Below are 23,199 nucleotides of genomic sequence, written 5' to 3'. Positions count from 1 at the left end.
ATCCGCCATTAACCAGGAACCTGAATGACCGTTGAAAGCGACCCGCACGCAAAAAAAATCGCCTTTTTGGGCACCGGCAGCATGGGGCTGCCCATGGCCAGGCGTCTGTGTGAAGCCGGCCATGCGCTGCAGGCGTGGAACCGCACCCCCGACAAGGCCGCGTCGCTGGCCGCCCTGGGCGCGACAGTTCACGCCCAGGCCAGTGCGGCAGCGCGCGGGGCCGACATCGTGGTCAGCATGCTGGAAAACGGCGCCGTGGTGCAAGACGTACTGTTCGCGCAAGGCGTTGCAGCAGCGATGAAACCAGGGTCGCTCTTCCTTGACATGGCGTCCATCACGCCCCGTGAAGCACGCGACCACGCCGCGCGGCTGGGCGCCCTGGGCATCGCGCACCTGGATGCGCCGGTGTCCGGAGGCACCGTCGGCGCTGAACAGGGCACGCTGGTCATCATGGCGGGCGGCAAGCCGGCCGACTTCGAGCGCGCCCTGCCCCTGCTCCAGGTGTTTGGCCGCGCCACGCATGTCGGCCCGCACGGCAGCGGGCAACTCACCAAACTGGCCAACCAGATGATTGTCGGCATCACGATTGGCGCGGTGGCCGAAGCCTTGCTGTTCGCCACCAAGGGCGGCGCCGACATGGCCAAGGTCAAGGAAGCCATCACCGGCGGTTTTGCCGACAGCCGCGTGTTGCAGTTGCACGGCCAGCGCATGGTGGAGCGGGACTTCGCGCCACGCGCCCGCTTGTCGATACAGCTCAAGGACATGCGCAATGCGCTGGCAACCGCTCAGGAAATCGGCTTTGATGCGCCCATCACCGGGCTCTTCGAGCAGCTCTACGCCGAGGGTGTGGAACACGGCCTGACAGACCTCGACCAGTCGGGACTCTTTGTGGAACTGGCCAGCCGCAACGGCATGAGCTGAGCTTCAACGGGTCAGCGCGGCCTTCATCAGGTAACCCGCGATCTGCGGATTTTCTTTGATCCGGCGCATGCTGTAGCCGTACCAGTCCTTGCTGTAAGGCACGTAGATGCGCACTGCGTAACCCATGCCGAGCAGCCTGCCCTGCAGGTTTTCGCAGACACCGAGCAGCATCTGGAACTCGAACCGGTCCTTGTCCACACCTTTGCGGCGCGACAGTTCGATCAACTGGTCGATCAACTCTTCGTCGTGCGTCGCGAGGCCGACAAAGGTCGCGCTGTCGAAGCAACGCGCCGCATGGTTCAGGAAATGCGCGTTGATGGCGCGCCGGTCTCGCCATGCCTGGTCGACCAAGTGCTCGCGGCCTTCGACGTAGATCCCCTTGCAGAGGCGCAGATTTTCACGCTCGCCGAGCAGCGGCCCGATGTCGCCGTAAGTACGCTTGAGGTAGGCCTGCAGCACGATGCCGACGCGGTCATGATCGCATTTCAATCGCGCGAGCAGATTGATTTCCTTCTGGGTAATGCTTGCGTCTTCCATGTCGATGCGCACAAAAATCCCGTGCCGCTCGGCCGCCGCAATCAGGCGCCGGAAGTTGCTTTCGCAATGCGCCTCATCGAGCAACAGGCCCAGCGCGGTCGGCTTGACCGAGATATTCGCGCGCAGGCCGTGGTGACCGATTGCGTCGAGCATCTGCAGGTACTGATCGGTCGTGCGGTCGGCCTGCGACAGCGACGAGACCGTCTCACCGAGCACGTCTAGCGTGGCCGAGAAGCCTCGGGCATCGAGCGCGCGAACGCGCGCCAGCGCTTCGGCCGCGGTTTCGCCGGCAATATAACGGCGCGAGACCTTGCGGATCAACGCGCGCGGAACCAGGGAGATGGCCGACGCCATCAGGGTATTGAACAGGGACATGATTTTTTCCGAAAAAAGAATGAAGCGGACGGCGCAAGACATCGGGCGGCGCCGGGCCGCTTCGCGATGAGTGCGTGGTCGAAAGGGAACGCCCGGCCGGGACGATCCGGCAGGCGTTCAGGCAAGGCAGCGGCCGCGCGCTCAGGGCGTGCGACCGTGGCTTGCGTTCAGTGCTTCGAGAGGGGTGGCCAGGCGGCTGCGGTCATCTGTTTTCCGGATGCGCGCCGAAAGGCGCGCGGCCTGCGGATCATATACAAAAAAAGCCCCGGCGACTTGGCGTCGCCGGGGCTTTTATCGAGGCCGGTCCGCGATCAGTCGCGTGCAGGCTTGGAGAACTTGCCAGCCTTCTTGGCAGCATCGCGCGGCACAAACACCTTGCCCGCAGGCTTGGCGAACGCGGGTTTGCGGTTTGCAAAGTCAGGGCGCGGCGCGAAGCCTTCATTGCGGGCGCCGAAGTTGCGATCGTCACGTGGGGCGAAGCCAGCGTTGTTGTTGCCAAAGCTGCGGTCGTCCTGGCGGCGTGGGCCGCGATCATTGAAACTGGTGCGATCGGCATACCCGTTGCCCTGCGGCGCGGGACGCGCCGGGAAGGAGCCGCCGCGGTCATCGCGGTTGCCGCCAAACCCACCACCCGAACCACCGCCAAAGCCGCCTGACGGCTTGCGGCCTGCGTAGCCACCACCGCCGCCGCCGAAGCTGCGGCCGCCGCGATCACCACCGAAATTGCCGCGCGGACGCTCGGACGTCGGCGCGAAACGCTGCTGCGGCTCCAGACCGGCAATGACGCTGGGCTTGAGGTTTTGCTGCGTGTAGTGCTCGATATCCTGAATCTTGCGGCGGTCGCGGAACTCGGCAATCGTGATGGCCTGGCCCGAGCGGCCGGCACGGCCGGTGCGGCCGATGCGGTGCACATAGTCTTCGGCTTTCATCGGCAGGCCGTAGTTGATCACGTGGGTGATGGTGGGCACGTCCAGGCCGCGGGCGGCCACATCGGTAGCGACCAGAACCTGCACGCGGCCGTCACGGAAAGCCATCAGGCGACGGTTGCGCAAACCCTGGCCCAGGGCGCCATGCAGCGCCACGGCGCTGAAGCCGTCCTGCACCAGGTCATTGGCCAGGCCGTCACACTCGACCTGCGTGCTCGCAAACACGATGGCCTGGTTGATTGTGGTGTCGCGCAGCCAATGGTCCAGCAGCTTGCGCTTGTGGGTCATGTTGTCGGCCCACAGCAGGGACTGCGTGATGGACAGGTGTTTTTCGTGCGGGGAATCAATTTCCACGCGCTGCGGCTGGCGCATCACGCGCGTGGCCAGCTGCATGATGCGCGGCGCAAACGTGGCGCTGAACATCATGGTCTGCTTGCGCTCAATGGTGAGCTGGTTGACTTCGGTCAGGTCGTCGGCAAAGCCGAGGTCCAGCATGCGGTCGGCCTCGTCAACCACCAGGAATTGCACCTGGTCGAGCTTGATCTGCATGCTGCGCTGCAGGTCCAGCAGGCGGCCCGGCGTGGCCACCACGAGATTGGCGTTTTGCAGCTTGGCAATCTGCAGCTGGTAAGGAATACCGCCCACCACATTGGCAATGCGCAGGCCGCGGCAATGGCGCACCAGGTCAATCGCGTCGGCGCAAACCTGCTGGGCCAATTCGCGCGTCGGGCACAGAATCAGCGCGCCAGGGGTGGCGGCCTTGAAATTGCGGGCATTGGTCGGGTCTTTGCGCTTGGGCTTTTTCGGAGGAGCTTCGCCTTTGGCGATGGCTTCCGCGCTCAGGCGTTCAAATTCAGCGCGTTCCTGACGCTCGGCTTCTTCCTGCTGCATCAACAGGGTGTGCAGCACGGGCAGCAGGAAAGCGGCGGTCTTGCCGCTGCCGGTCTGGCTGGAAACCAGCAGGTCGGTGAATTTGGCTTTCGGGTCTGTGCCGTCTGCGTCCAGGCCCTGCATGGCCTTGGGGATGGTGGCGAGTTGCACGGCGGTAGGCTGGGTAAAACCCATGTCGGCCACGGCCTGCAGCAGTTCCTGGGCCAGGCCCAGCTTCACGAAACCATTGGGCTGGGGCGCAATGGCGTCCAGCGAGGTGGCGGCGGTGGCAGGCGCATCGGAAAAATCCGGAACGCCCAGGATGTCGGTATCGGTGTTTGCTTCAGGCAAAAAGTCGCCGCGAGCCTCAAAAGAGTCAGTCATGTTTATTCTCAATCATCACCCGTGCGCAACGCTTTGTTAGCGAAGGACAGGAAACTTCACCCCCCGCGATGCGAGAGGATTCGTTCATGGTTAATAAAACACCAACCATCAAACGAATATGCGGTTCAGGCGAATCAGCCCGAAGCGGTGACTCTGTCGGTAGAGTCCAAAAGTGTGAGGTAGATGTACAAATGCAGCGCACCCTGTGCAACTGCAAGCCTTTGATTATAGCTCGGTTTACGGGTTTCTACCAGTCCCCCGGTTCAGCCAAGGCCATTACGGCTTTCCGCGGGAGGCGCTCGCCAGGCTGTTTGCTATTATTTCAGGAGCTACAAACGCCATCAATGCGGGGAAATGGCCAGAACTCGCTTGAGAGCATCACTTCAAAAAATGCTGCCGGTAGTGTTCCAGCTCGTCAATCGATTCATGCACATCGGCCAGCGCGGTATGGCTTTGGCGTTTCTTGAAACTGCTATAGACCTCGGGCCGCCAGCGCTTGGCCAACTCCTTGAACGTGCTGACATCCACGTTGCGGTAGTGCAAAAACGCTTCCAGCTTCGGCATGTACTTGACCAGAAAGCGGCGGTCCTGGCTGATGCTGTTGCCGCACAGGGGAGATCCGCCCTTGGGTACGTACTGGGCCAAAAACGCCAGCAACTGGGCCTCGGCAGCCTCCTCGGTGACCGTGCTGGCCTTGACCTTGTCAATCAACCCACTGCGGCCGTGCGTGCCCTTGTTCCAATTGTCCATCTGGTCCAGCAGCTCATCGGACTGGTGAATGGCCAGCACCGGGCCTTCGATGCGCGGCGTGAGCTGCGGACCAGTCACGACCACGGCAATCTCGATCAGCCGTTCTTTTTCCGGGTCCAGGCCGGTCATTTCGCAGTCAAGCCAGACAAGGTTCTGGTCGGATTTTTTGAGTGTGGATTCAATTTCAGACATCTCCCGATTCTCGCCGATAGCCTAAACTGCGAATCATGACCGACTATTCACTTGTCTTTACCTTGGTGTTTGCCGCCTTGCTGGTGATCGGGTTGCTGGTCAGGTTTTATCTGGCGTCCCGGCAAATACACCATGTGATGCGGCACAGGAGCAGCGTCCCTGCGGCATTTGCGGCCACCATTTCGCTGGAGGCGCACCAGAAGGCAGCCGACTACACCGTCGCCAAAGCGCGCTTCGGCATGCTGGAGACGGCGTTCGCGGCCGCCTTGCTGCTGGGCTGGACGCTGCTGGGCGGCATCGATGCGCTCAATCAGGCGCTGCTCCACTCCGGCCTGGCAGCCTATGGCAGCCTGGTGACCCAGCTTGCACTGCTGGCGGCATTCGGCGTCATCAGCGGCCTGCTCGACTTGCCTTTTACCCTGTACAGCACCTTCAGGATTGAAGAGCGCTTCGGCTTCAACAAAATGACCTTCCGGCTCTGGTTGACCGACCTGGTGAAATCCACGCTGGTCGGCGCCGTCGTCGGCCTGCCGATTGTGGCGCTGATCCTCTGGCTGATGGGCAGCGCCGGCAAATGGTGGTGGCTCTGGGCCTGGGGGGCGTGGATGGGTTTCAACCTGCTGGTTTTAGTGCTCTACCCCACCGTGATCGCACCACTTTTCAACAAATTCAAACCACTCGAAGATGAAGTGCTGAAGGCGCGGGTGACAGCACTGATGCAGCGCTGCGGCTTTGCAGCCAAGGGGCTTTTCGTGATGGATGGCAGCAAACGCTCGGCCCACGCCAACGCCTACTTCACCGGCTTTGGCGCGGCCAAGCGCGTGGTTTTTTACGACACCCTGCTCAAGCAACTGACCCCCGGCGAGGTGGACGCGGTGCTGGCCCACGAACTCGGTCACTTCAAGCACAAACACATCATCAAACGCATCGTTTCGATGTTTGCATTGAGCCTGGTCGGTTTTGCGCTGCTGGGGTGGCTGTCATCCCAGGCCTGGTTTTATACCGGGCTCGGCGTGCGGCCGAGCATGACCGGAGCCAACGACGCGCTGGCCCTGCTGTTGTTCATGCTGGTGGTTCCGCTGTTCAGTTTTTTTATCTCGCCGCTGTTTGCCCAGTTCTCGCGCAAGCATGAGTTCGAGGCCGACGCCTATGCGATCGCACAGACGGATGGCAAGGATCTGCAAAGCGCCCTGCTCAAGCTCTACCAGGACAATGCCAGCACACTGACACCCGACCCGGTGTTTGTGAAGTTTTATTACTCGCACCCGCCCGCCTCCGAGCGGCTGGGACGCATGAACCCTTCAACCCAAAGCGTTGCATCATGAGCCATCCTGTTCATCAAAACCGCCGTGCCCTGAGCGCCACCGAAATCGTCACGCAACTGAGCAAGCTCAATGGCGAGCAGCCACTGGGCTGGCGACTGATCGATGGCGCGCTGGAGAAGACCTTTAGCTTCAAGAATTACTACGAGACCATCGCTTTTGTGAATGCACTGGCCTTCATTGCCAATGCCGAAGACCACCACCCCGACCTGACGGTGAGTTACAGCAAATGCACGGTCCGCTTCAACACGCACGACGTAAACGGCATTTCCGCCAGCGACTTCTTCTGCGCGTCCAAGGTTGACGCCCTGCTCGCTTGAGCAAACCGGCTCGCGCCGGGGCGGCGCCGGTCTCGGGCACCCGGCCGGGTCTGGTGGTGGCCGGGTTTGGCCGCCATGTGCTGGTGGAAACCGAGTCGGGCGACCGTGTGATTTGCCACCCGCGCGGCAAGAAAAGCCAGGCCGTGGTCGGTGACCGCATACGCTGGCTGCCCTCGCAGGATGAAGGCACCATCGAGAAAATCGAGGAGCGCAGCAACCTGTTTTACCGGCAGGACGAGATGCGCACCAAGTCGTTTGCCGCCAACCTGGACCAGGTGCTCATCCTGATCGCGGCTGAGCCCGAATTCTCGGAAAGCCAGCTGACCCGGGCCCTGATCGCGGCTGAAGCCGAGCGCATCACCCCCATCATTGCCTTGAACAAAAGCGACCTGACCGAGCCGTTCCAGCGCGCATGGACCAAACTCGCGCCTTACCGAGCCATGGGCTACCAGATGCTGCCGCTGGCCATCAAGCCCAAGGCCGCCCAGCCCGAGGCCGACACCGACATCGACGGAACGCAGGCCGCCAGGCTCATCGAATTGCTGCAAGGCAAAAAGACGCTGGTGCTCGGGCCCTCCGGGGCCGGGAAAAGCAGCCTCACCAATCTTCTGGTGCCCCAGGCCCGGGTGCTGACGGCCGAGATTTCACAAGCCCTGAACTCCGGCAAGCACACCACCACCAGCACCACGCTGTACTGGGTTGACAGCGCCAAGACCACCGCACTCATCGACTCACCAGGCTTTCAGGAGTTCGGCCTGCACCACATCGACCCGATGCAGCTGGCCGGCTATATGCCCGACCTCAAGGCGCACGCACAGAACTGCAAGTTCTACAACTGCACGCATCTTCATGAGCCCGGCTGCGGCGTGATTTCAGAAGTGAATTTGGCAGATGGCCCCAGCAGCATCAGCGCAAATCGCTATCGTTTGTATAGCGAATTGTTTGCGGAGCTGTCGCAGACCCGTTATTGAACAGCGCCCTCAGGGCACCGACAGAACTTGGCGATCGACCCGAGATCGGATCGCGCTGCAGGGGTCGTTCGGACCCTCTCAGCCCAGCAGGCGCGCCAGCGTCAGCAAGGCGAGCAGCACCATCCACAGCACCACGGAGCGCCACACCAGGCCCACAATGCTGCGCAGGTGCGCCACTTCAGGTTCCCGTCCCGACGTGGTCTCGATGATTCCAGACCCCTCCACCACTTCGGCATCCAGTCCACCGCCCCGGGAGGCCTCGGACGAATAAGCGGTCTTGAGCGCTTCGCCGCCCAGCCGCACATTCACGGCGCCCGACGTGGCGGCAAGAATCAGTCCGTCATTGCGATTCTCGGAGGCTACAGGTGTATTGGCGGGAAAGCGCTGTGTGTAGCTGCGCCAGGCGTCAATGGCATCTTCAAAACTGCCCACCACCGCAAACCCCAGCGAGGTGACGCGGGCCGGCAGAAAATCGATGATGCCCCACGCGCGCGTGGCCGCCTGCTGGAGCGCGGGGCTGGCGCCCTCACCGGCGGCTTCCGCCCGCTTGCTTTTGTAGACCCAGTAACGCGACACAAACTCACTCATGCGGTAAAAAACCGCCCCCGCCGGCCCCAGGCCGAGTGCGGCCAGCACCGAAAACCAGCCCAACACCCCAAACACATGGCGATGGGCGGCGAGCACCGAGTATTCAATGACGTGACGAACGATTTCGCTGCGCGGCAATTCACTGGCATCCACCTGGCGCCACTGCGCGAGCAGCTCGCGCGCCGTGGTCTCATCGCCATCGTCCAGCGCGTCGCGTATGTCGGTGAAATAGTGGCTGAACTGCCTGAAGCCGAGCGTGACATACAAAATCGCCACACTCCACGCAAAGGCCAGCAAGGCGTTGATGCTCCAGAGCAGCCAGTGAACCAGCAGCGTTGCAAGCGCGGGGAACACCACGGCGACCGTCCAGGCAATCCAGCCATGGTGTGGTTTGCCGGCATCCAGGCTGCGGTTGGCCCAGCGCGCCCATCCCCGAAATCCGGCATGAACCCAGTTGCCGCGGGCCAGGGGCCGGGCCTGTTCGATGATGAGTGCAAACAAAACGGCAAAAAAGCTCATGCGGAATCATACTGCCCCCACGGTGAGGCGAGCCCCCACGCTTTTCACTTCGTGTAATGCGCTGCCCCCCCGAGGGGGCCGCCCGCCTGCAGTCCGGCAAAGCCGGTCCTGCGGCTCATGCTGGGTTTAAGAGTTCAGTGGGCGTAACCCAGCGGAAGGGTATTTCAGGGTGCCGCGGAACCGGCTTTGCCGGGCCGCAGGCACCGCCCCCTAGAGGGGGGAACGGACTACACGAAGTGAGTCCGGACGGGGGTGGGGCTGTTTCTCCTCCCCCTTGAGGGGGAACAGGCTACACGCAGTGAGCCTGGACGGGGGTGGGCTTATAAACTCAGGCGCTTAGAAAGCGGTAAAGATTGCGCAGCATACCGGCCGTGGCGCCCCAGATGTAGCGCTCCCGTGATTCGCCGCCGTCAGCCTCGTCCAACGGCTCGGTGTAGGGCATCGAGAGCCATTGCCGGAGCATGCCGTCAAATTCGAATTCATGGCGGCGGTGGTGGGCAGGGTTCATCAGGTAGCCCAGCGGCACCTCAAAAACATCAGCCACCTCGCCGGGGTTGGGCTGCAACGCAAACCCCGGCCTCACCAGCGCCACCACCGGCGTGATGATGAACGCGGTTCCCGTCACGTAGGTGGGCAAGGTACCCAGCACTTCCACATGGTTGCGCGGCAGGCCAATTTCCTCGTGGGCTTCACGCAGGGCAGTGTCCACCGCATCCTGGTCGGACTCGTCCGTGCGGCCGCCCGGAAACGCGATCTGGCCGGAATGTGTGGAGAGATTGGTCGCCCGCTCGGTCAACAGCAAGGTGAGCTCGTCCCGCATCACCAGGGGCAACAGCACCGCCGCAAGCGCCGGCTCGCGGTCGGCAAATTTCTTTTCGACACTGTGCTCCGGGGTCCAGACCGGCGGATGCCGAAAGCGCTCGCGCAGGGCCGGCGGCGTCAGGCGCTCCAGCGGCACACCCGCAAGATGGTCATCAACGCCCTGCACCGGGATGCTGCGGGGGTCAAATTTCGGCAAGGGCTTGCTGAACTTCATGGGAGCGCATCGGCTGAGGTTGAGGGACTGTTGATGAGGCGATCACGGGAGCTGGCAAGACATAAAAAAAGCCGCTCTCGGAGCGGCTTTTTCAAGGGAATTTTCAGGTTGCCTTTGAGGCCGCCCCGCGCCGGGTTGAGCTGCAAGCACAACCCGACCGGTTGATCAGGCGCCGAGTTTTTCCTTGATACGTGCAGACTTTCCGCTGCGGCTACGCAGGTAGTACAGCTTGGCACGACGCACATCACCGCGGCGTTTGACTTCAATCTTCGCGATCAGCGGGCTATAGACCTGAAAGGTACGCTCAACGCCTTCGCCGTTCGACACTTTGCGAACGATGAAGCTCGAATTGAGGCCGCGATTGCGCTTGGCAATCACCACACCTTCAAAAGCCTGCACACGCTTGCGGGTGCCTTCAACCACATTCACGCTCACGATGACGGTGTCGCCAGGAGCGTAAGCGGGAATGGTTTTGTTCAGGCGGGAAATTTCTTCCTGCTCGAGGGTTTGAATCAGATTCATGATTTTTCCATCTAACTTCTTCGTTCATTCACGCGCTACGCTAAAGACCGCAAATCCAAGGATTCATCCGCAGATGATTCAGATGGTTGCAGTGGCCGCCAGAGGATCGAAAAGCCTTTGATTATAGCAGCTAGGCATCTTTTTCAGGATTTTCGAACAAATCAGCCAGAAAAGCTTCGTCGCGAGCGGTCAAATGGCCGGCCACCCGCGCCTTTTGCACCAGTTCGGGACGCTGGCGCTGGGTAAGCGCCAGCCGCTCCTCACGCCGCCAGCGCTCGATCTGGGCATGGTTGCCGGACAACAGGATGGGCGGCACGGGCTGGCCGCGCCAGGATTCCGGCCGGGTGTAATGCGGGCAATCCAGCAAGCCGTCCAGCGCCGGATTGAAGCTGTCCAGTTGGTGGCTGCCTTCGTCGTTCAGCACGCCGGGCTGCAAACGCGCCACGGCGTCCAGCAGGGCCATGGCGGCGATCTCACCGCCGGACAACACGAAATCGCCCAGGCTGATCTGCCGATCGATATGGGTTTCAATGAACCGCTGGTCCAGGCCCTCATAGCGGCCGCAAACCAGCACGGCACCGCTGCTGGCTGACCAGGTTTCGACGCCCGCATGGTTCAGCGCCTCGCCTATGGGGGAGAACAGCACGGTGGGCACATCTGCCACGCCGCCAGCGGTACGCTCGGCACGTATTTGTTCGAGGCAGAGCGTGAGCGGCTCGGCCATCATCACCATGCCGGGGCCGCCGCCAAACGGCCGGTCGTCCACACGGCGGTAGCTGCCCTCGGCAAAATCGCGGGGATTCCAGAGCTTGACCTCGACCAGGCCCGTTTCGTAGGCACGGCGGGTGACGCCACTGACCAGAAATGGCGCAAAAAGCTCGGGAAACAGGGTGATGACGTCAAAGCGCATGGAAAGGCTATTTTGCGCGCACCGGCCGACTCAGGGCAATCCACCCCGAGAGCCTGCACCGGCGTCAATAGTCGGGCTGCCAGTCAACCGTGATGCATTTGCCCGCAATATCGACCGTGTCGATATAGGCGGAGACAAAGGGAATCATGCGTTCGGCGGTTACAGACGTGCCGTCTTCCTGCTGCGCCGTGTACTCCACGCACAGCACCGAATGGGGACCGGTCGCCATCAGGTCGCGCACCTGCCCCAAGGTCACACCTTCGCGGTTGACCACATTCAGGCCGATCAGGTCGACCCAGTAATACTCGTCTTTGGAGGCAGCCGGGAAACTGCTGCGCGGCAGAAAAATGCGGGCGCCCCGCAAGGCCTCTGCGGCATTGCGGTCGTCCAGGCCGCTGATTTTGGCGACGACAGTGTCGGAGTGGATTTTGGCTTCGTCCACGCTGAGCAAAACGGTTCCGGAGAACGCGTTGAAGCCCGGGCGGAATTTGGCCTCCGGTGCCTGGAGAAACCAGGATTTGGCCGAAAAAAGGGCCTCCGGATCGGTGCTGTGCGGCAGGATTTTCACCCAGCCCTTGACACCCCAGGCGTCCAGGATGCGCCCGACCTCAATGGCGTCGTCCGGAAGGCTTGACGGCGTCAAGCCTGCAGACGGCTCACGGCCGGGCAACATCAAGACGTCTGAAAAGATCAGGCAGCCTTGGCGGCGCCCTGCTTGACCAGACGCTCAACGGTAGGCGACGGCTGAGCGCCGACACCGAGCCAGTGGGTCAGACGGTCTTGCGCAATGCGCAAACCTTCTTCACCGCCTTTGGCGATCGGGTTGTAAAAACCGATGCGCTCGATAAAGCGGCCATCGCGGCGAACGCGTTTGTCAGCCACAACAATATTGAAAAAAGGACGGTGTTTGGAACCGCCGCGTGCAAGTCGAATGACGACCATGATTTATCCTTCGGGTGGTGGGATGTGACGGGTAATACACACCCCAAATATTCCTGCAGCGCTTGAGACACACGACATGGCCACCCGGCCAGCGAAATGCTGCAAAGCCTGACATTATAACCCGCTGACCCGCTTCCGACGGTTTTACCGGAAAATGGATTCCTCCCGGCACCCGCCTAACCGATTTTTTAGCCAGAATTACCGCACCCCATGCCTCTCATACGCCCCAGCCGCGACGAAGACCTTCCCGCCCTCACCGCCATTTACGGGCACCATGTGCTCCACAGCACGGGCACCTTTGAAACCGAGCCCCCCAGCGTGGCCGACATGACGGCCCGCCGGGCCGATGTGCTGTCCAAGGGCCTGCCTTACCTGGTCGCCGAGGAGGACGGCAGGATCGCCGGCTTTGCCTACGGCAACTGGTTCAAGCCGCGGCCGGCCTACCGGTATTCGGTGGAAGATTCGATTTACCTGGCTCCCGACCTGCACCGCAAGGGCCTGGGCCGCGCACTGCTCACCGAACTGCTGGCACGCTGCGAGGCTGTGGGCATCCGCAAGATGATGGCCATTATTGGTGACTCGGCCAATGCCGGGTCCGTCGGCGTCCATCTCGCGCTGGGCTTCACGCAAGTCGGCCTCATCGAGTCCTGTGGCTGGAAATTCGGCGCCTGGCGCGACATCGTCATCATGCAAAAAACCCTGGGCGCGGGCGATACGCAACCGCCCGCCCAACTGCCCGCTCCATAATCCCCGCATGCACTCATTCACCTCAAAAAACAAAACAGCCGCCGCCTGGCTGGCCTTCATCGGCGGCCAGTTGGGGCTGCATCGCCTGTACCTGTTTGGCATGAAAGACCGCTGGCTGTGGGTGCACCCCATCGCCGCAGCCCTGGGCTGGTGGGGTGTTGAACGCGTGCGCTTGTATGGCCAGGACGATCAGCTCGCCTGGGTGCTGATTCCGCTGCTGGGCTTCATGCTGGCCGGCACCGCGCTGACCGCCATTTACTACGGCCTGATGCCGTTCGAAAAATGGAATGCACGCCACAATCCGGAGGCACCCGAGGCCCCCGCCGGCTACACCAATTGGCTCACCATAGGCGCCGTGGTGTTTGCCTTGCTGTTTGGCACCGTTTCATTGATGTCCAGCATTGCGTTCAGCTTCCAGCGCTACTTCGAATACCAGGTGGAAGAGGCGAGGAAAATAAGCCAGTAAACAGGGCCCCCACGCTTTTTCACTGCGTGTAATGCGCTGCCCCCCGAGGGGGCGGTTTCGCCTTGGGGCGGCCCGGCGTCGAAATGGGCCCCCACGCTTTTCACTGCGTGTAATGCGCTGCCCCCCGAGGGGGCGCTGCGCCTGCGGCCCGGCAAAGCCGGTTCCGCGGCCCCGGCTGAAGGGGGATGACCCCAAGGTTTGCTCACTGAACTCCGTTCGTCCTGAGCCTGTCGAAGGATGCCTCCCGGGGGCTGACCTTGCTTGGGGCGGCCCTGCGGAAAACCGTTCAGAAAATCTGCAGGCTGAACCAGTAGGCAATGGCCGCCACAAAGGCGGAGGCGGGAATGGTGAATATCCAGGCCCAGACAATGTTGCCGGCGACGCCCCAGCGCACGGCAGAAGCCCGCTGCGTGGAACCCACCCCGACGATGGCGCCCGTGATGGTGTGCGTGGTTGAGACAGGAATACCGAGCCCGGTCGCCAGGAACAGCGTCAGCGCACCGCCGGTTTCGGCACAAAAGCCGCCCACGGGCTTGAGCTTGGTAATTTTCTGGCCCATGGTCTTGACGATGCGCCAGCCGCCAAACATGGTGCCCGCCGCAATGGCGAGGTAGCAGCTCACGATCGTCCAGCCAGGGGGGGCGGCGTCGCTCGCCGACGCATAGCCGGTGGCAATCAGCAGCATCCAGATGATGCCTATGGTTTTCTGCGCGTCATTGCCGCCGTGCCCCAGGCTGTAGGCCCCGGCGGACACCAGCTGCAGGCGACGAAACCAGCCATCCACTTTTGACGGCGTTGCGCGCCGGCAGACCCAGGCGACCAGCACCATCATCAGGGAGCCGAGCAGAAAACCCAGCAATGGCGATATAAAGATAAAAAGCACCGTCTTGAGGATGCCCGCCGAAATCAGGGCAGCGGCCCCGGCCTTGGCAATCACCGCGCCCACAATGCCGCCTATCAGGGCATGCGACGAGCTGCTCGGGATGCCGTAATACCAGGTCACGAAGTTCCAGGTGATGGCGCCGGTCAGCGCACCAAACACCACGTGTGTGTCGACAACACCGGGCTGCACAATGCCCTTGCCCACGGTTGCGGCCACGCTGAGGTGGAAGATGAAAATGGCGATCAGGTTGAACGCGGCCGCAAAGACGACGGCCTGAGCCGGCTTGAGTACGCCGGTGGACACCACCGTGGCGATCGAATTGGCCGCATCGTGGAAGCCATTCATGAAGTCAAAGGCAATGGCCAGGAACACCAGCAGCACTACGACCCACAGGGCGGTCTGTACGGTTTGCATAGCGGAGCCGGCGATCAGGAATTTTCGAGGACGATGCCCTCGATGAGATTGGCCACATCCTCGCACTTGTCGGTGATGGTTTCGAGCAACTCGTAAATGGCTTTGAGCTTGATGACTTCGCGCACATCCGGCTCTTCACGGAACAGCTTGCTCATGGCCGAACGCATCACACGGTCGGCATCGGACTCCAGCTTGTCAATCTCTTCACAGGTTTTGAGCGCCGCCTCGGCGGTGGCCGCATCATTGAGCTTGCCGATCAGGGCCACAGCATCCTTGAGCCGCTCGCAGCACTTCACGCTCAGGTCGGTCAGGCGCACGATCTCTTCGGTCATGTGGCGCACGTCATACAGCGCCATGGTTTCAGCAGAGTCCTGGATCAGGTCGGCCACGTCGTCCATGGTGTTGATCAGGGAATGGATCTGTTCCCGATCAATCGGCGTGATGAAAGTCTTGTGCAGCATCCGGTTCACCTCCTGGGTAATCCGGTCGGCCGCGCGTTCGGCGTTGTCAACGGCCAGGTTGTAGGACTCCCGCTTCTGCACGTCGCTGTAGTTGGCCACCAGGTCCGAAAAGGCATGGGCAGCCTCGACAATGCGGCTGGCATGCTGGTTGAACATCTCGAAAAAATTGCCTTCGCGCGGCAGCAATTTGCCAAACAGCATATCGAATCCTCAGGGAATATGTCAGAACTATGACGTTTTTGTAACTGCGGGGGAGTTTAACCGGGGTGGGATAGAGCCCCCACGCTTGTCACTTCGTGTACTGCGCTGCCCCCCGAGGGGGCCGCTGCGCCTGCGGTCTGGCAAAGCCAGTCCCGCGGCCCCTGCTTGGCTACAGAGTCCCCGCGCTCGTCACTTCGTGTACTGCGCTCCCCCCCGAGGGGCCGCTGCGCCTGCGGCCCGGCTAAGCCGGTTCCGCGGCCCCTGCCTGGCTGAAGAGCCTTTCAGGCGGATCGGAAGATGAAGTACACCGCGCCCATCATGCACAGCGCAGCCCACAGGTAATCAAGCTTGAGGGGCTCATTCAGATAAAACACGGCAAAAGGAACAAACACGCCCAAGGTGATCACCTCCTGCATGATCTTGAGTTGCCCGACGCTGAACTGGGTAAAACCGATCCGGTTGCCAGGCACCTGCAGCAGGTACTCGAACAAGGCAATGCCCCAGCTGAGCAGCGCGGCCACATACCAGGGCGAGGTCGCCAGGTTTTTCAGATGCCCGTACCAGGCAAAGGTCATGAAGACATTGGACAGCAGCAACAATCCAATGGCCTGGGCCGACACCGGAAACGATTGCAGGAATTGCATCAGATCACACTCCTATTCTTCATACTTCATACTTCATACTTCATACTTCATACTTCATACGGGCTGCCCGACCAGCAGCAGCACCAGGGTCAGGGTCAGCAGCGCCAGCACAGTGGAAACCGCCACGCTGGCCGTGGTCAGTTCTTCGGCAACCTTGTAGCGCTGCGAAAACAGAAATACATTGGCGCCGATCGGCAAGGCGGCCGCCACCACCATCACGGCCATGGGCACGCCGCCCACGCCCAGCAGATGGCACAGGGCAAACACCAGCAAGGGATGCAACAGGTTCTTCACCCCGGCCAGCAACAGCGCCTGGCGCCAGTGCGGCCCCACGGGTGTGTAGGCCAGCGTCACGCCCACCATCACCAGCGCGAGCGGTCCGAAGGCATTGGCCAGCAACTCCAGCGGCTTGTCGATCGCGGCGGGAATCGCCAGCCCGGTTTGCGCAAACAGCAGGCCCGCGATGATGGGCAGCGGCACCGGATGCAGCAACGCGTTTTTCACGGCCATCAGCACCGTGGTCACCGGGTGGCGCGGTGCCCTTGTGACTTCGTCCGAAGTGCCCCGCTTTTGCTCGTAGGCCACAGCCAGCTCGAGCACCACCGTGGCGCTGGTGAGCAACACGAGTGAATGCACGGAAACCAGCGTGAGCAGCGTGACCAGGCCCACGGGCCCGTACATCAGGCCGACCAGCACAATGCCAATCATGACCGTGTTGGAAAACGTGTTGGCCAGCGCCAGCACGGCTGCGCGGCGATTGAAGCCCTGCACCAGCAGCGTGCCGGCAAACAGGATGATGACGGCCAGGAAATACGCTGCGACCGGCTTGAAGTCAAGTTGCTCGACGCGCACACGGCTCATGGTGCGAAACAGCAGCGCCGGCGCGAGCAGCAGAAAAACCAGGCTGGAAAGATCTTTAATGGCCACAGGCCTTATCCAGCCTGCGCGACCAGCTATAAAACCTGCAGCAATCAACAAGACAACCGGGAGCAGGGACACAAAGACAGGCTGGTTCATCCGGGGCAATCTTAGCGCGCCCTCCACCGTGCGCGCTCCTGGCGTCCCGCCTCCTGGTGCTCCATCTGCCTGCGCTTAAAAGGCGACCTGCAATCCCACCTTCAGGCTGCGACCCGGCAAAGGCGCTTTGGGAAATGCTGTGGTGGTCAGCACCGACGAAGCACTGTAGGCCAGCTGGTTGGTCAGGTTGTCCACCCTGGCATACCAGAGCAGGCTGGAAGGGCCGGCTTTCGTGCGGTAAGTCGCCGCCAGGTTCCATAGCGTATAAGCCGATGTGGCGCGCTGGCCCGCAGCCACGCGGTTCTGCGCCATGGCATGGTCAAAACCGATGCTGCTGCCCCAGGGCCCGCTTGCCCACAACAGGCTGGCACCCAGCCGCACCGGTGCAATGCGCGGCAACGGCTGGCCGTTGTTCAGGTTGGTGGCACGCACCAGGTCACCGCGCAAAGCCAGGTCCAGCGTGGAAGCGCCTTCCAGCAGGCGGATATTGCCGCTGGCTTCCAGGCCCACAAAGCGCGCACGCACGCCGGTGTAGGCAAACTCCGGCAGGAGCTTGTTGTCCGGATCGTTGTCATCCACACCATCACCGTCGGCATCGGCCGGATTGAGCGCGCCATCTTCCTGGCCATAGGTGTTGCCCGTTGCCATCAGGCCGATGTAGTTCCTGAAGCGATGCATGTAGACGTTGGCGGCAAAGCGGTTGGCCCCCGATTTCCAGCTGGTGCCCACATCAAGGCTGGTCGACTTTTCCTTGCCCAGCGTCGCATCGCCGGTTTCCCAGGCGTTGGTCGCCACATGAGGGCCCTGGGCGAAAAGCTCGTAATCCTTGGGCGCCCGTTCGGTGTAAGCCAGGTTCGTTGTGAGCTGCCAACCTGGCGCCGTATTCCACAGGGCGCCGAGCGCATAGCTGTGGGGCGTGAAGTCGCGCGTCAAGGGCGCAAACCGCGCCACGAGCGGGTTGCCCAGCGATTCGACCTTGACCGATTCCAGCCGACCGCCAAAGCTCAGCTTGCCCCAGCTTGTGCCGTATTCTTCGTACGCAAAAACCGCGTTTTGCGAGGTCTTGCTGTAAGGCGCAAATGCTTCCGCGCCGTCCGCCGAGAATCGGTTGTTTTCCGCCTGAAAACCCACCACCCCGTCCAGGTTTCCGAAGCGGGCGTGGCGCGCTTCCAGGCGGAAGTCGCTGCCCCTGTTCTTGAACACCGTGCCGGGCGTGGCCCCTTCAAACTCGGTGTGCATGTAGTCGGTATGGCTCAACTGGCCCTTGATGCTCTGGACAGGCCCGCCCAGGTTGCGCACCTCGCCTTCCAGCGCGACACGGTCGGACTTCATGTCGATGGTCACGTCGTCTTCAGCCACGGTGCCGTAGTTGCTGCGGTAAGTGCTGACCGACGCGCCCAGGTAGCCCTGGTCAAAAAACACCGAGCCCCCCACCGCACCGCCCCGAACCTTGCTGGCTGAATTGCAGATGCGGTTAGTGGTGGTGTTGACGCCGTCCTTGGTGCAGGCCAGGTCGGCCGGCACCTTGACATCACCGGTTTCGCGGTTGAATGCGTCCACATGCAGGGTATAGCGATCGTTGCCGCCTTCGAGCAAAGCGCCGCTGCTTTTTTCGCGATTGCCGGTCGCCAGGCCCAGGTCGACCTTGCCGCCCACGCCGCCCTTTTCATCGAACAGCGCCTCGCGCGGGATGCGGTTGTCGATCACGTTGACCACACCGCCCACGGCACTGCCGCCATACAGCAAGGCCCCGGGCCCGCGCAGGACCTCGATGCGCTCGATGCTGATCGGATCGGTCGTGACCGAGTGGTCGTAACTGAGGCTGGACGCGTCCAGCGTGGCGCCACCGTTGCCCAGGATGCGGATGCGGTCACCATCCAGCCCGCGGATGATGGGCCGGCTGGCGTTCGGCCCGAAGTAGGTGCTGCTCACGCCGGGCACGCCGTCCAGCGTCTCACCCAGCGTGGTCTTGGAGCGCAACAGCAGTCCCGTTCCCGAATACTGGGCGGCAGGCGCTATTAAATCAGTAGCACCTAACGGGTTGCCCGTGATGGTGACTTCTTTCAGGCTGCCCACTTCAGGCATCGCAGGCATAACAGGCGTTGCAGGCGTCTGCGCGCTTGCAACGCCGCATTGCAGCGCAGCCGCGGCGCCCAGCATGAGCACAGCCCGCTGAACGAAGTGATGCGGAAAAAAGGGAGCGCCCGGACGGGCGTAAACGACGGTACCGGCGGCACCGTTCAAAAATGATGGGTTCATGATGACCTTGTTGAATCGGGAAAATGCGAACCTGCTCAGGCGCAGGGGCAAAGCTGCGCCCTGGCCTGGAGGCCAGCGCATCGCAACCTGGGGGGATTCAGCTGGTCAAGGGCGGGCCGCGCGCGTCGAACAGCGCCGCCCAGCGGGCGAGTGCTTCGCCCTGGGGAATATCAACAACACACGATGACAGCAGTATCGGCAAGCTCAATGCCGGCAGCGTGGGCGCCGCATTGCCATGGCTGGCCTGGTCAAACAGGCGGCAATCCGAATCGGCGTCATGTGAGGAGAAAAGTGACTCCAGCCAGCCATTGCCATGGTCGGCATGTGGGCCTTGATCGTGATCGTGATCGTGATCGTGATCGTGATCGTGGGCATGATGGTGCCCCTGCCCGCTGCCCACTGCCTGCATCTGCGACCCGTGCACCACGCCATGCATCAGGCCCAGCATCTGCGCCAGCAACAGCGCGAACACGAGTAACCAGGCCAGGGACCTGGCCGGAGCGCGTGGCAACCGCGTCATGCGAGCCGGCCCGAAACCTTACTTGATGCTGGTCGCATCGGTGATCCGGTAATACAGGCCGTAGGCGTCGTCGTTGAGCACCAGGAAGCGGCCCTCCACCACCACCGGCTCCATGCTGTATTTCACCGGCGTTTTGGTCTTGACCTCGACCATGCTTTCAGGGCCGCCCGGCGTGCAGAAGGCGCAGGTGAGGGGCACGGACGACAGCAGGAAATGGCGCTGTTTTTCGCCCGGGTCCAGCGGCATCATGAAGCCCTGGATACGCTGGGTTTTCTGGTTCAGTGCCAGCTGGTCCATGCTGAAGACCGGCAGAATGCGGTTTTTTTCGGTCTTCGTTTTGACCGCCGTCAACACCGACCAGGGCACCACGTCGTCTCTGGCCGAGAGATTCGGGAAAGGGCTGTTGACGCCATGCACCCCCGGCCCCCGACCTGCCGGAAGTTCAAAACCGGGCGCAGCAGGCGCTGCGGATTTCGCAGTACCCGAAGCCAGCGGCGATGACAGCGTTTGCGCCGGCAGGCCGGTTGCGGCCAGAAGCAGTGCGGAACCCAGCGAATACGCGCACGCCAGTCGAAGCGCCAAACGCCCTGTCGACGAGCCCGTCGAAGGTTCAATGCAAAGACGATTTTTCACGCGGTGCTCCAGAAGTTGTAGCGCGGTGCCAAGCCGGATTATTCACCTGCCTCAATGAACGTGTTTCATGCCGCAGTATTTCCCTACCGCCAGCCCTTTGCAAGCAGCCTGCAGTTCCTTCTCGCACACCTCCTCCTTTTTGCCCGATTCCAGGCACTTGGCCGCGGCTTCGTGGGCCGCGGCCATCGCGCGGTGTCGCTGGACGTCTTCCTTGGTTTCCTTGTCGCTGTGCTGCGCATACGCCACTGAAGCCACTGACAACACGGCACCCAGCGCAACGGCGGCAAGAATGGACGGCGTTTGTTGAAGGACGTTCTGAAGGAAAGCAAAGTTTTTCATAAGAAGTTTCACCTTGGTTGAAGAAGTTCAAACACGTTGACCCGGTAGGCCTCCCAGGCGGGCAGCAACGCGGACGCTAGCGCCACACCCAGCGCCAGTACCGGCACACTGACCAACTCGACCGGCCACGACAGCGCACCGATCAACACCGATTTTTCCAGCTGCAGCGTCCAGCCAATCAGCGCCGTCAGCCCCTGCCCGGCCAGCACACCCAGCAGCGTGGCGAGCATGGCCAGCCACAAGGCCTCACACAACAGCAGGCCGGCCACCTTGCGCGGCGGCGCACCCAGCATGCGCAGCAGGGCCAGGTCGGCGCGGCGCTCGCGCACGGCACCCCACAAGGCAATGAATACGCTCAGGGCCGCGGTGAGCAGCAGCACGCCGGCCAGGGCGCGCAGTACATCGGTGCCCACGCCCACCATGTTGAGCAGGCGCGTGATTTCGAGCGCCGGGGCCGCCGCCTGCATGTCGGTGCTGCTGTTGATGTAGCGCGGAAAGGTCACCGCCGCCAGCGGCGACTTGTACTGGATCAGCGCCAGCGTGACCTCGCGCTCTTCTTCCAGAATCTTCTGGTCTTCTTCATCGAGGGCCGTGTCGGTTTCATGCACCTTCCACACCGACTCGGTCGCGGTCAGCACCAGGCGGTCCAGCACGGTGCCGCTGGGCGCCAGCACCCCGGCCACGGTGTAGGGAGTTTGTCCGTGCACATCCCCGCCACCCCCGAGGCCATGGGTCCCCGCAAAGGTGTCACCTACTTTCAGGCCGGTTTGCCGGGCGACTTGCGCGCCAACCACCGCCTGCATGGGCTGGGCCCACAGCGCGCCCTGCGCCAGCCGGGCGTCGTAATGCGAGATATAGGCCGGCGTGGTGCCCACAATACGGAAGCCGCGAAAACTGTCCCCCAGGCTGATGGGGATGATTTTGGCCACCTGCGGATGACTCTCCAGCGCCTTGACAGCGGCCAGCGGCACATTGCCCGTCGGCACATCCAGGTGAAACACGCCCGACAAGATCAGCTGCATCGGGCTGCCCTTGGCGCCCACCACCACATCAATGCCGGCGAGGTCGCGCTCAAAGGCCCGGCTGATCTGGTGGCTGACCAGCAGCAGGAAAGTGACAGAGGCCAGCCCCAGGCTCAAGAGCAGCAGGTTCAGTGTGGCGGCCAGCGGCCTCGACCACAGGTAACGCCAGGCAAGTGCTATTGTTTTCATGGCCTGCCAGCCCCGGTTTTCAGGGACTGAAGGCCTTTTTCATCCTTGAAAAAAGTGCCCACCCGGCCATCGTGCGTGGCAATCACCAGCGTGGCGCCCTGCTGCTGCGCCGTGCTTTGCAGCAAGGCCAACGACGCCGCAGCAGCCTCATCGTCCAGGCTCGCCGTGGGTTCGTCGGCCAGGATCACCGACGGTTTGAGCAGCACCGCCCGGGCCAGCGCCACCCGCTGGGCCTGCCCGCCCGAAAGCTGCGCCGGCCTGCGGTCGGCCAGCGCCTGCACATCCAGCGCTGCCAGCGCTTCGGCGATGCGGCCCTCCTGAAGCGGCTGGCCGGCCGCCCATTGCGCCAGGGCCAGGTTGCCGTGGACCGTCAGTGCTGCGCTCAAGTGAAGACGTTGCGGCAGGAAACCGATGGTCTGCGCGCGCCACGCATCACCGGCAGCCTTCCCCAGCGCCTGGATGGACTGCCCCGCCACGGTCATGTTGCCCTCGCTGGGGCTCAGCAAACCCGCCGCCAGCGCCAGCCAGGTCGACTTGCCCGAACCCGACGCGCCGCGAAGCAGCAGCACGCCACCCTGCGCCACGTCCACATCGTCAAACCGTAATTCCGGGCCGCCGGAGTAGCGGTAGGCGAGTTGGCGGGTGCTGATCACGCGGTCATGCCCTGCGAATCAGCGGTAGCAGTAGCGGCCACACAGTCGGCACACACGCCCCGCACGGCAAAGTCCATGCTCGTGCCCTGGTAGCCCAAAGCCTGGAGCGCCTCCAGTGCGGTTTGCGCGGCGCGTTCCAGGTCTCTGGCATTGGCTTCGAGCGCACCCGCGAGCGGGCTGTCGCGGTGGCAGCTCTGGCATTCAAAGTGCGGGATGGCATGCACGCTGGCGGGCATGGCCTGGTAGCGGCGCACCCGGTTCACATCCACCCGGCACAGCAACAGGCCCACCTGCGTCAGGCGGTCAATCAGGCGGTAAAGCGTCACGCGGTCCAGTGCCCCACCCTGAACCTGCTCACCCTCCCCGTCCCTCGCCACCGACAGCGCCGCCTGCAGCTGGCCGTGGGTGTAGCTGGTATCGGGATGCGCCAGCAACCAGCCCAGCACCAGGCGGGCACCGCTGGTACGGCGCAGGCCATGGGCCGACAGCAGTGCATCGATGGGGTCCGCAGTGCGGGCAAGGGTGGGAAGCGCGGAGGCCATGGTTCCGTAGGTTTTTTTCGGTTCTGCTTTTTTGCGCAATAACGCAATCGAGTTGCATTATTACCGGGTTTGCAAGCCTTTCGGCCATTCGCCCGTTTTTTTTTCAGCCGTAGCGGCACGACTG

The 23,199-nt window shown here is 62.5% G+C and carries 26 protein-coding genes; 6 read left to right on the top strand and 20 right to left on the bottom strand.

Features of this window, described 5'->3' with window-relative positions; all coding sequences use genetic code 11:
* Positions 1-24 precede the first annotated feature (24 nt).
* On the top strand, positions 25-921 hold the full coding sequence (locus AC1DUR_RS09605) for an NAD(P)-dependent oxidoreductase (protein WP_477718673.1): 897 nt from the start codon (positions 25-27) through the stop codon (positions 919-921).
* A gap of 3 nt (positions 922-924) precedes the next feature.
* Here AC1DUR_RS09605 and AC1DUR_RS09600 read toward each other — a convergent pair whose 3' ends face one another.
* From AC1DUR_RS09600 to orn, 3 genes are all read right to left on the bottom strand, one after another.
* Positions 925-1,833: a proline dehydrogenase family protein gene (locus AC1DUR_RS09600; RefSeq protein WP_477718672.1), complete on the bottom strand. Its 909-nt coding sequence runs from the start codon at positions 1,831-1,833 to the stop codon at positions 925-927.
* A gap of 311 nt (positions 1,834-2,144) precedes the next feature.
* Entirely contained in the window at positions 2,145-4,013 is a 1,869-nt protein-coding gene (locus AC1DUR_RS09595) for a DEAD/DEAH box helicase (RefSeq protein ID WP_477718671.1), read from the bottom strand.
* Between the two features lie 378 nt (positions 4,014-4,391).
* Positions 4,392-4,955 (bottom strand): oligoribonuclease, encoded by a 564-nt coding sequence (orn, locus tag AC1DUR_RS09590; protein WP_477718670.1) that lies wholly within the window; start codon positions 4,953-4,955, stop codon positions 4,392-4,394.
* Positions 4,956-4,990: 35 nt separating this feature from the next.
* On the opposite strand from orn, the gene AC1DUR_RS09585 reads away from it, so the two are divergent.
* The 3 genes from AC1DUR_RS09585 to rsgA are packed head-to-tail and all read left to right on the top strand — an operon-like array spanning position 4,991 to position 7,568.
* Positions 4,991-6,280 carry a M48 family metallopeptidase gene (locus AC1DUR_RS09585; RefSeq protein WP_477718669.1) on the top strand — a complete coding sequence of 430 codons (1,290 nt, stop codon included), beginning with the start codon at positions 4,991-4,993 and terminating at the stop codon, positions 6,278-6,280.
* Entirely contained in the window at positions 6,277-6,597 is a 321-nt protein-coding gene (locus tag AC1DUR_RS09580) for a 4a-hydroxytetrahydrobiopterin dehydratase (protein WP_477718668.1), read from the top strand. Before AC1DUR_RS09585 ends, AC1DUR_RS09580 begins: the two co-directional genes overlap by 4 nt.
* A complete protein-coding gene (gene rsgA, locus AC1DUR_RS09575) occupies positions 6,594-7,568 on the top strand; it encodes a ribosome small subunit-dependent GTPase A (RefSeq protein ID WP_477718667.1) in 975 nt (324 codons plus the stop codon). The genes AC1DUR_RS09580 and rsgA overlap by 4 nt, the downstream gene beginning before the upstream one ends.
* 78 nt (positions 7,569-7,646) lie before the next feature.
* On the opposite strand, the gene AC1DUR_RS09570 is transcribed toward rsgA, so the two are convergent.
* The 6 genes from AC1DUR_RS09570 to rpsP all read right to left on the bottom strand — a co-directional run bounded on the left by AC1DUR_RS09570 (position 7,647) and on the right by rpsP (position 12,085).
* Positions 7,647-8,675: a CobD/CbiB family protein gene (locus AC1DUR_RS09570; protein WP_477718666.1), complete on the bottom strand. Its 1,029-nt coding sequence runs from the start codon at positions 8,673-8,675 to the stop codon at positions 7,647-7,649.
* Between the two features lie 328 nt (positions 8,676-9,003).
* Positions 9,004-9,711 (bottom strand): CoA pyrophosphatase, encoded by a 708-nt coding sequence (locus tag AC1DUR_RS09565; RefSeq protein WP_477718665.1) that lies wholly within the window; start codon positions 9,709-9,711, stop codon positions 9,004-9,006.
* 165 nt (positions 9,712-9,876) lie between these two features.
* The gene (gene rplS, locus AC1DUR_RS09560) at positions 9,877-10,233 is read right to left on the bottom strand and encodes a 50S ribosomal protein L19 (protein WP_305635523.1); all 357 of its coding nucleotides are present in this window, start codon (positions 10,231-10,233) and stop codon (positions 9,877-9,879) included.
* A gap of 130 nt (positions 10,234-10,363) precedes the next feature.
* A complete protein-coding gene (gene trmD, locus AC1DUR_RS09555; protein WP_477718664.1) occupies positions 10,364-11,143 on the bottom strand; it encodes a tRNA (guanosine(37)-N1)-methyltransferase TrmD in 780 nt (259 codons plus the stop codon).
* 64 nt (positions 11,144-11,207) lie between these two features.
* A complete protein-coding gene (rimM, locus tag AC1DUR_RS09550) occupies positions 11,208-11,816 on the bottom strand; it encodes a ribosome maturation factor RimM (protein WP_477718663.1) in 609 nt (202 codons plus the stop codon).
* Positions 11,817-11,833: 17 nt separating this feature from the next.
* Positions 11,834-12,085 carry a 30S ribosomal protein S16 gene (gene rpsP, locus AC1DUR_RS09545; RefSeq protein WP_011482625.1) on the bottom strand — a complete coding sequence of 84 codons (252 nt, stop codon included), beginning with the start codon at positions 12,083-12,085 and terminating at the stop codon, positions 11,834-11,836.
* A 210-nt stretch (positions 12,086-12,295) separates the two neighbouring features.
* Here rpsP and AC1DUR_RS09540 point away from each other — a divergent pair, with 210 nt between their 5' ends.
* Both AC1DUR_RS09540 and AC1DUR_RS09535 read left to right on the top strand, forming a co-directional pair.
* Positions 12,296-12,832 carry an N-acetyltransferase family protein gene (locus tag AC1DUR_RS09540; RefSeq protein ID WP_477718662.1) on the top strand — a complete coding sequence of 179 codons (537 nt, stop codon included), beginning with the start codon at positions 12,296-12,298 and terminating at the stop codon, positions 12,830-12,832.
* A 7-nt stretch (positions 12,833-12,839) separates the two neighbouring features.
* On the top strand, positions 12,840-13,298 hold the full coding sequence (locus tag AC1DUR_RS09535; protein WP_477718661.1) for a hypothetical protein: 459 nt from the start codon (positions 12,840-12,842) through the stop codon (positions 13,296-13,298).
* Positions 13,299-13,584: 286 nt separating this feature from the next.
* Here AC1DUR_RS09535 and AC1DUR_RS09530 read toward each other — a convergent pair whose 3' ends face one another.
* The 11 genes from AC1DUR_RS09530 to AC1DUR_RS09480 form a co-directional block, all read right to left on the bottom strand.
* Positions 13,585-14,595 carry an inorganic phosphate transporter gene (locus AC1DUR_RS09530; RefSeq protein WP_477718660.1) on the bottom strand — a complete coding sequence of 337 codons (1,011 nt, stop codon included), beginning with the start codon at positions 14,593-14,595 and terminating at the stop codon, positions 13,585-13,587.
* 14 nt (positions 14,596-14,609) lie between these two features.
* On the bottom strand, positions 14,610-15,257 hold the full coding sequence (locus AC1DUR_RS09525) for a DUF47 domain-containing protein (RefSeq protein ID WP_011482621.1): 648 nt from the start codon (positions 15,255-15,257) through the stop codon (positions 14,610-14,612).
* Between the two features lie 281 nt (positions 15,258-15,538).
* Complete coding sequence (locus AC1DUR_RS09520) at positions 15,539-15,901, bottom strand: DMT family protein (RefSeq protein WP_477718659.1); 363 nt, start codon at positions 15,899-15,901, stop codon at positions 15,539-15,541.
* 54 nt (positions 15,902-15,955) lie between these two features.
* Positions 15,956-16,918: an AEC family transporter gene (locus tag AC1DUR_RS09515; protein WP_477718658.1), complete on the bottom strand. Its 963-nt coding sequence runs from the start codon at positions 16,916-16,918 to the stop codon at positions 15,956-15,958.
* Between the two features lie 75 nt (positions 16,919-16,993).
* On the bottom strand, positions 16,994-19,177 hold the full coding sequence (locus AC1DUR_RS09510; RefSeq protein ID WP_477718657.1) for a TonB-dependent receptor: 2,184 nt from the start codon (positions 19,175-19,177) through the stop codon (positions 16,994-16,996).
* Between the two features lie 97 nt (positions 19,178-19,274).
* The gene (locus tag AC1DUR_RS09505) at positions 19,275-19,697 is read right to left on the bottom strand and encodes a hypothetical protein (protein ID WP_477718656.1); all 423 of its coding nucleotides are present in this window, start codon (positions 19,695-19,697) and stop codon (positions 19,275-19,277) included.
* A gap of 18 nt (positions 19,698-19,715) precedes the next feature.
* Complete coding sequence (locus tag AC1DUR_RS09500) at positions 19,716-20,330, bottom strand: DUF3299 domain-containing protein (RefSeq protein ID WP_477718655.1); 615 nt, start codon at positions 20,328-20,330, stop codon at positions 19,716-19,718.
* A 51-nt stretch (positions 20,331-20,381) separates the two neighbouring features.
* Entirely contained in the window at positions 20,382-20,669 is a 288-nt protein-coding gene (locus AC1DUR_RS09495; RefSeq protein WP_477718654.1) for a hypothetical protein, read from the bottom strand.
* An 8-nt stretch (positions 20,670-20,677) separates the two neighbouring features.
* Positions 20,678-21,880: an ABC transporter permease gene (locus AC1DUR_RS09490; RefSeq protein ID WP_477718653.1), complete on the bottom strand. Its 1,203-nt coding sequence runs from the start codon at positions 21,878-21,880 to the stop codon at positions 20,678-20,680.
* On the bottom strand, positions 21,877-22,533 hold the full coding sequence (locus tag AC1DUR_RS09485) for an ABC transporter ATP-binding protein (protein WP_477718652.1): 657 nt from the start codon (positions 22,531-22,533) through the stop codon (positions 21,877-21,879). The genes AC1DUR_RS09490 and AC1DUR_RS09485 overlap by 4 nt, the downstream gene beginning before the upstream one ends.
* A complete protein-coding gene (locus tag AC1DUR_RS09480) occupies positions 22,530-23,075 on the bottom strand; it encodes a Fur family transcriptional regulator (protein ID WP_477718651.1) in 546 nt (181 codons plus the stop codon). Before AC1DUR_RS09480 ends, AC1DUR_RS09485 begins: the two co-directional genes overlap by 4 nt.
* Between the last annotated feature and the right edge of the window lie 124 nt (positions 23,076-23,199).

Source organism: Polaromonas sp. P4_F4 (assembly GCF_056401355.1).
The sequence above is the reverse complement of the archived record's forward strand: the minus strand, read 5'-3'. Positions and strand labels throughout refer to the sequence as shown.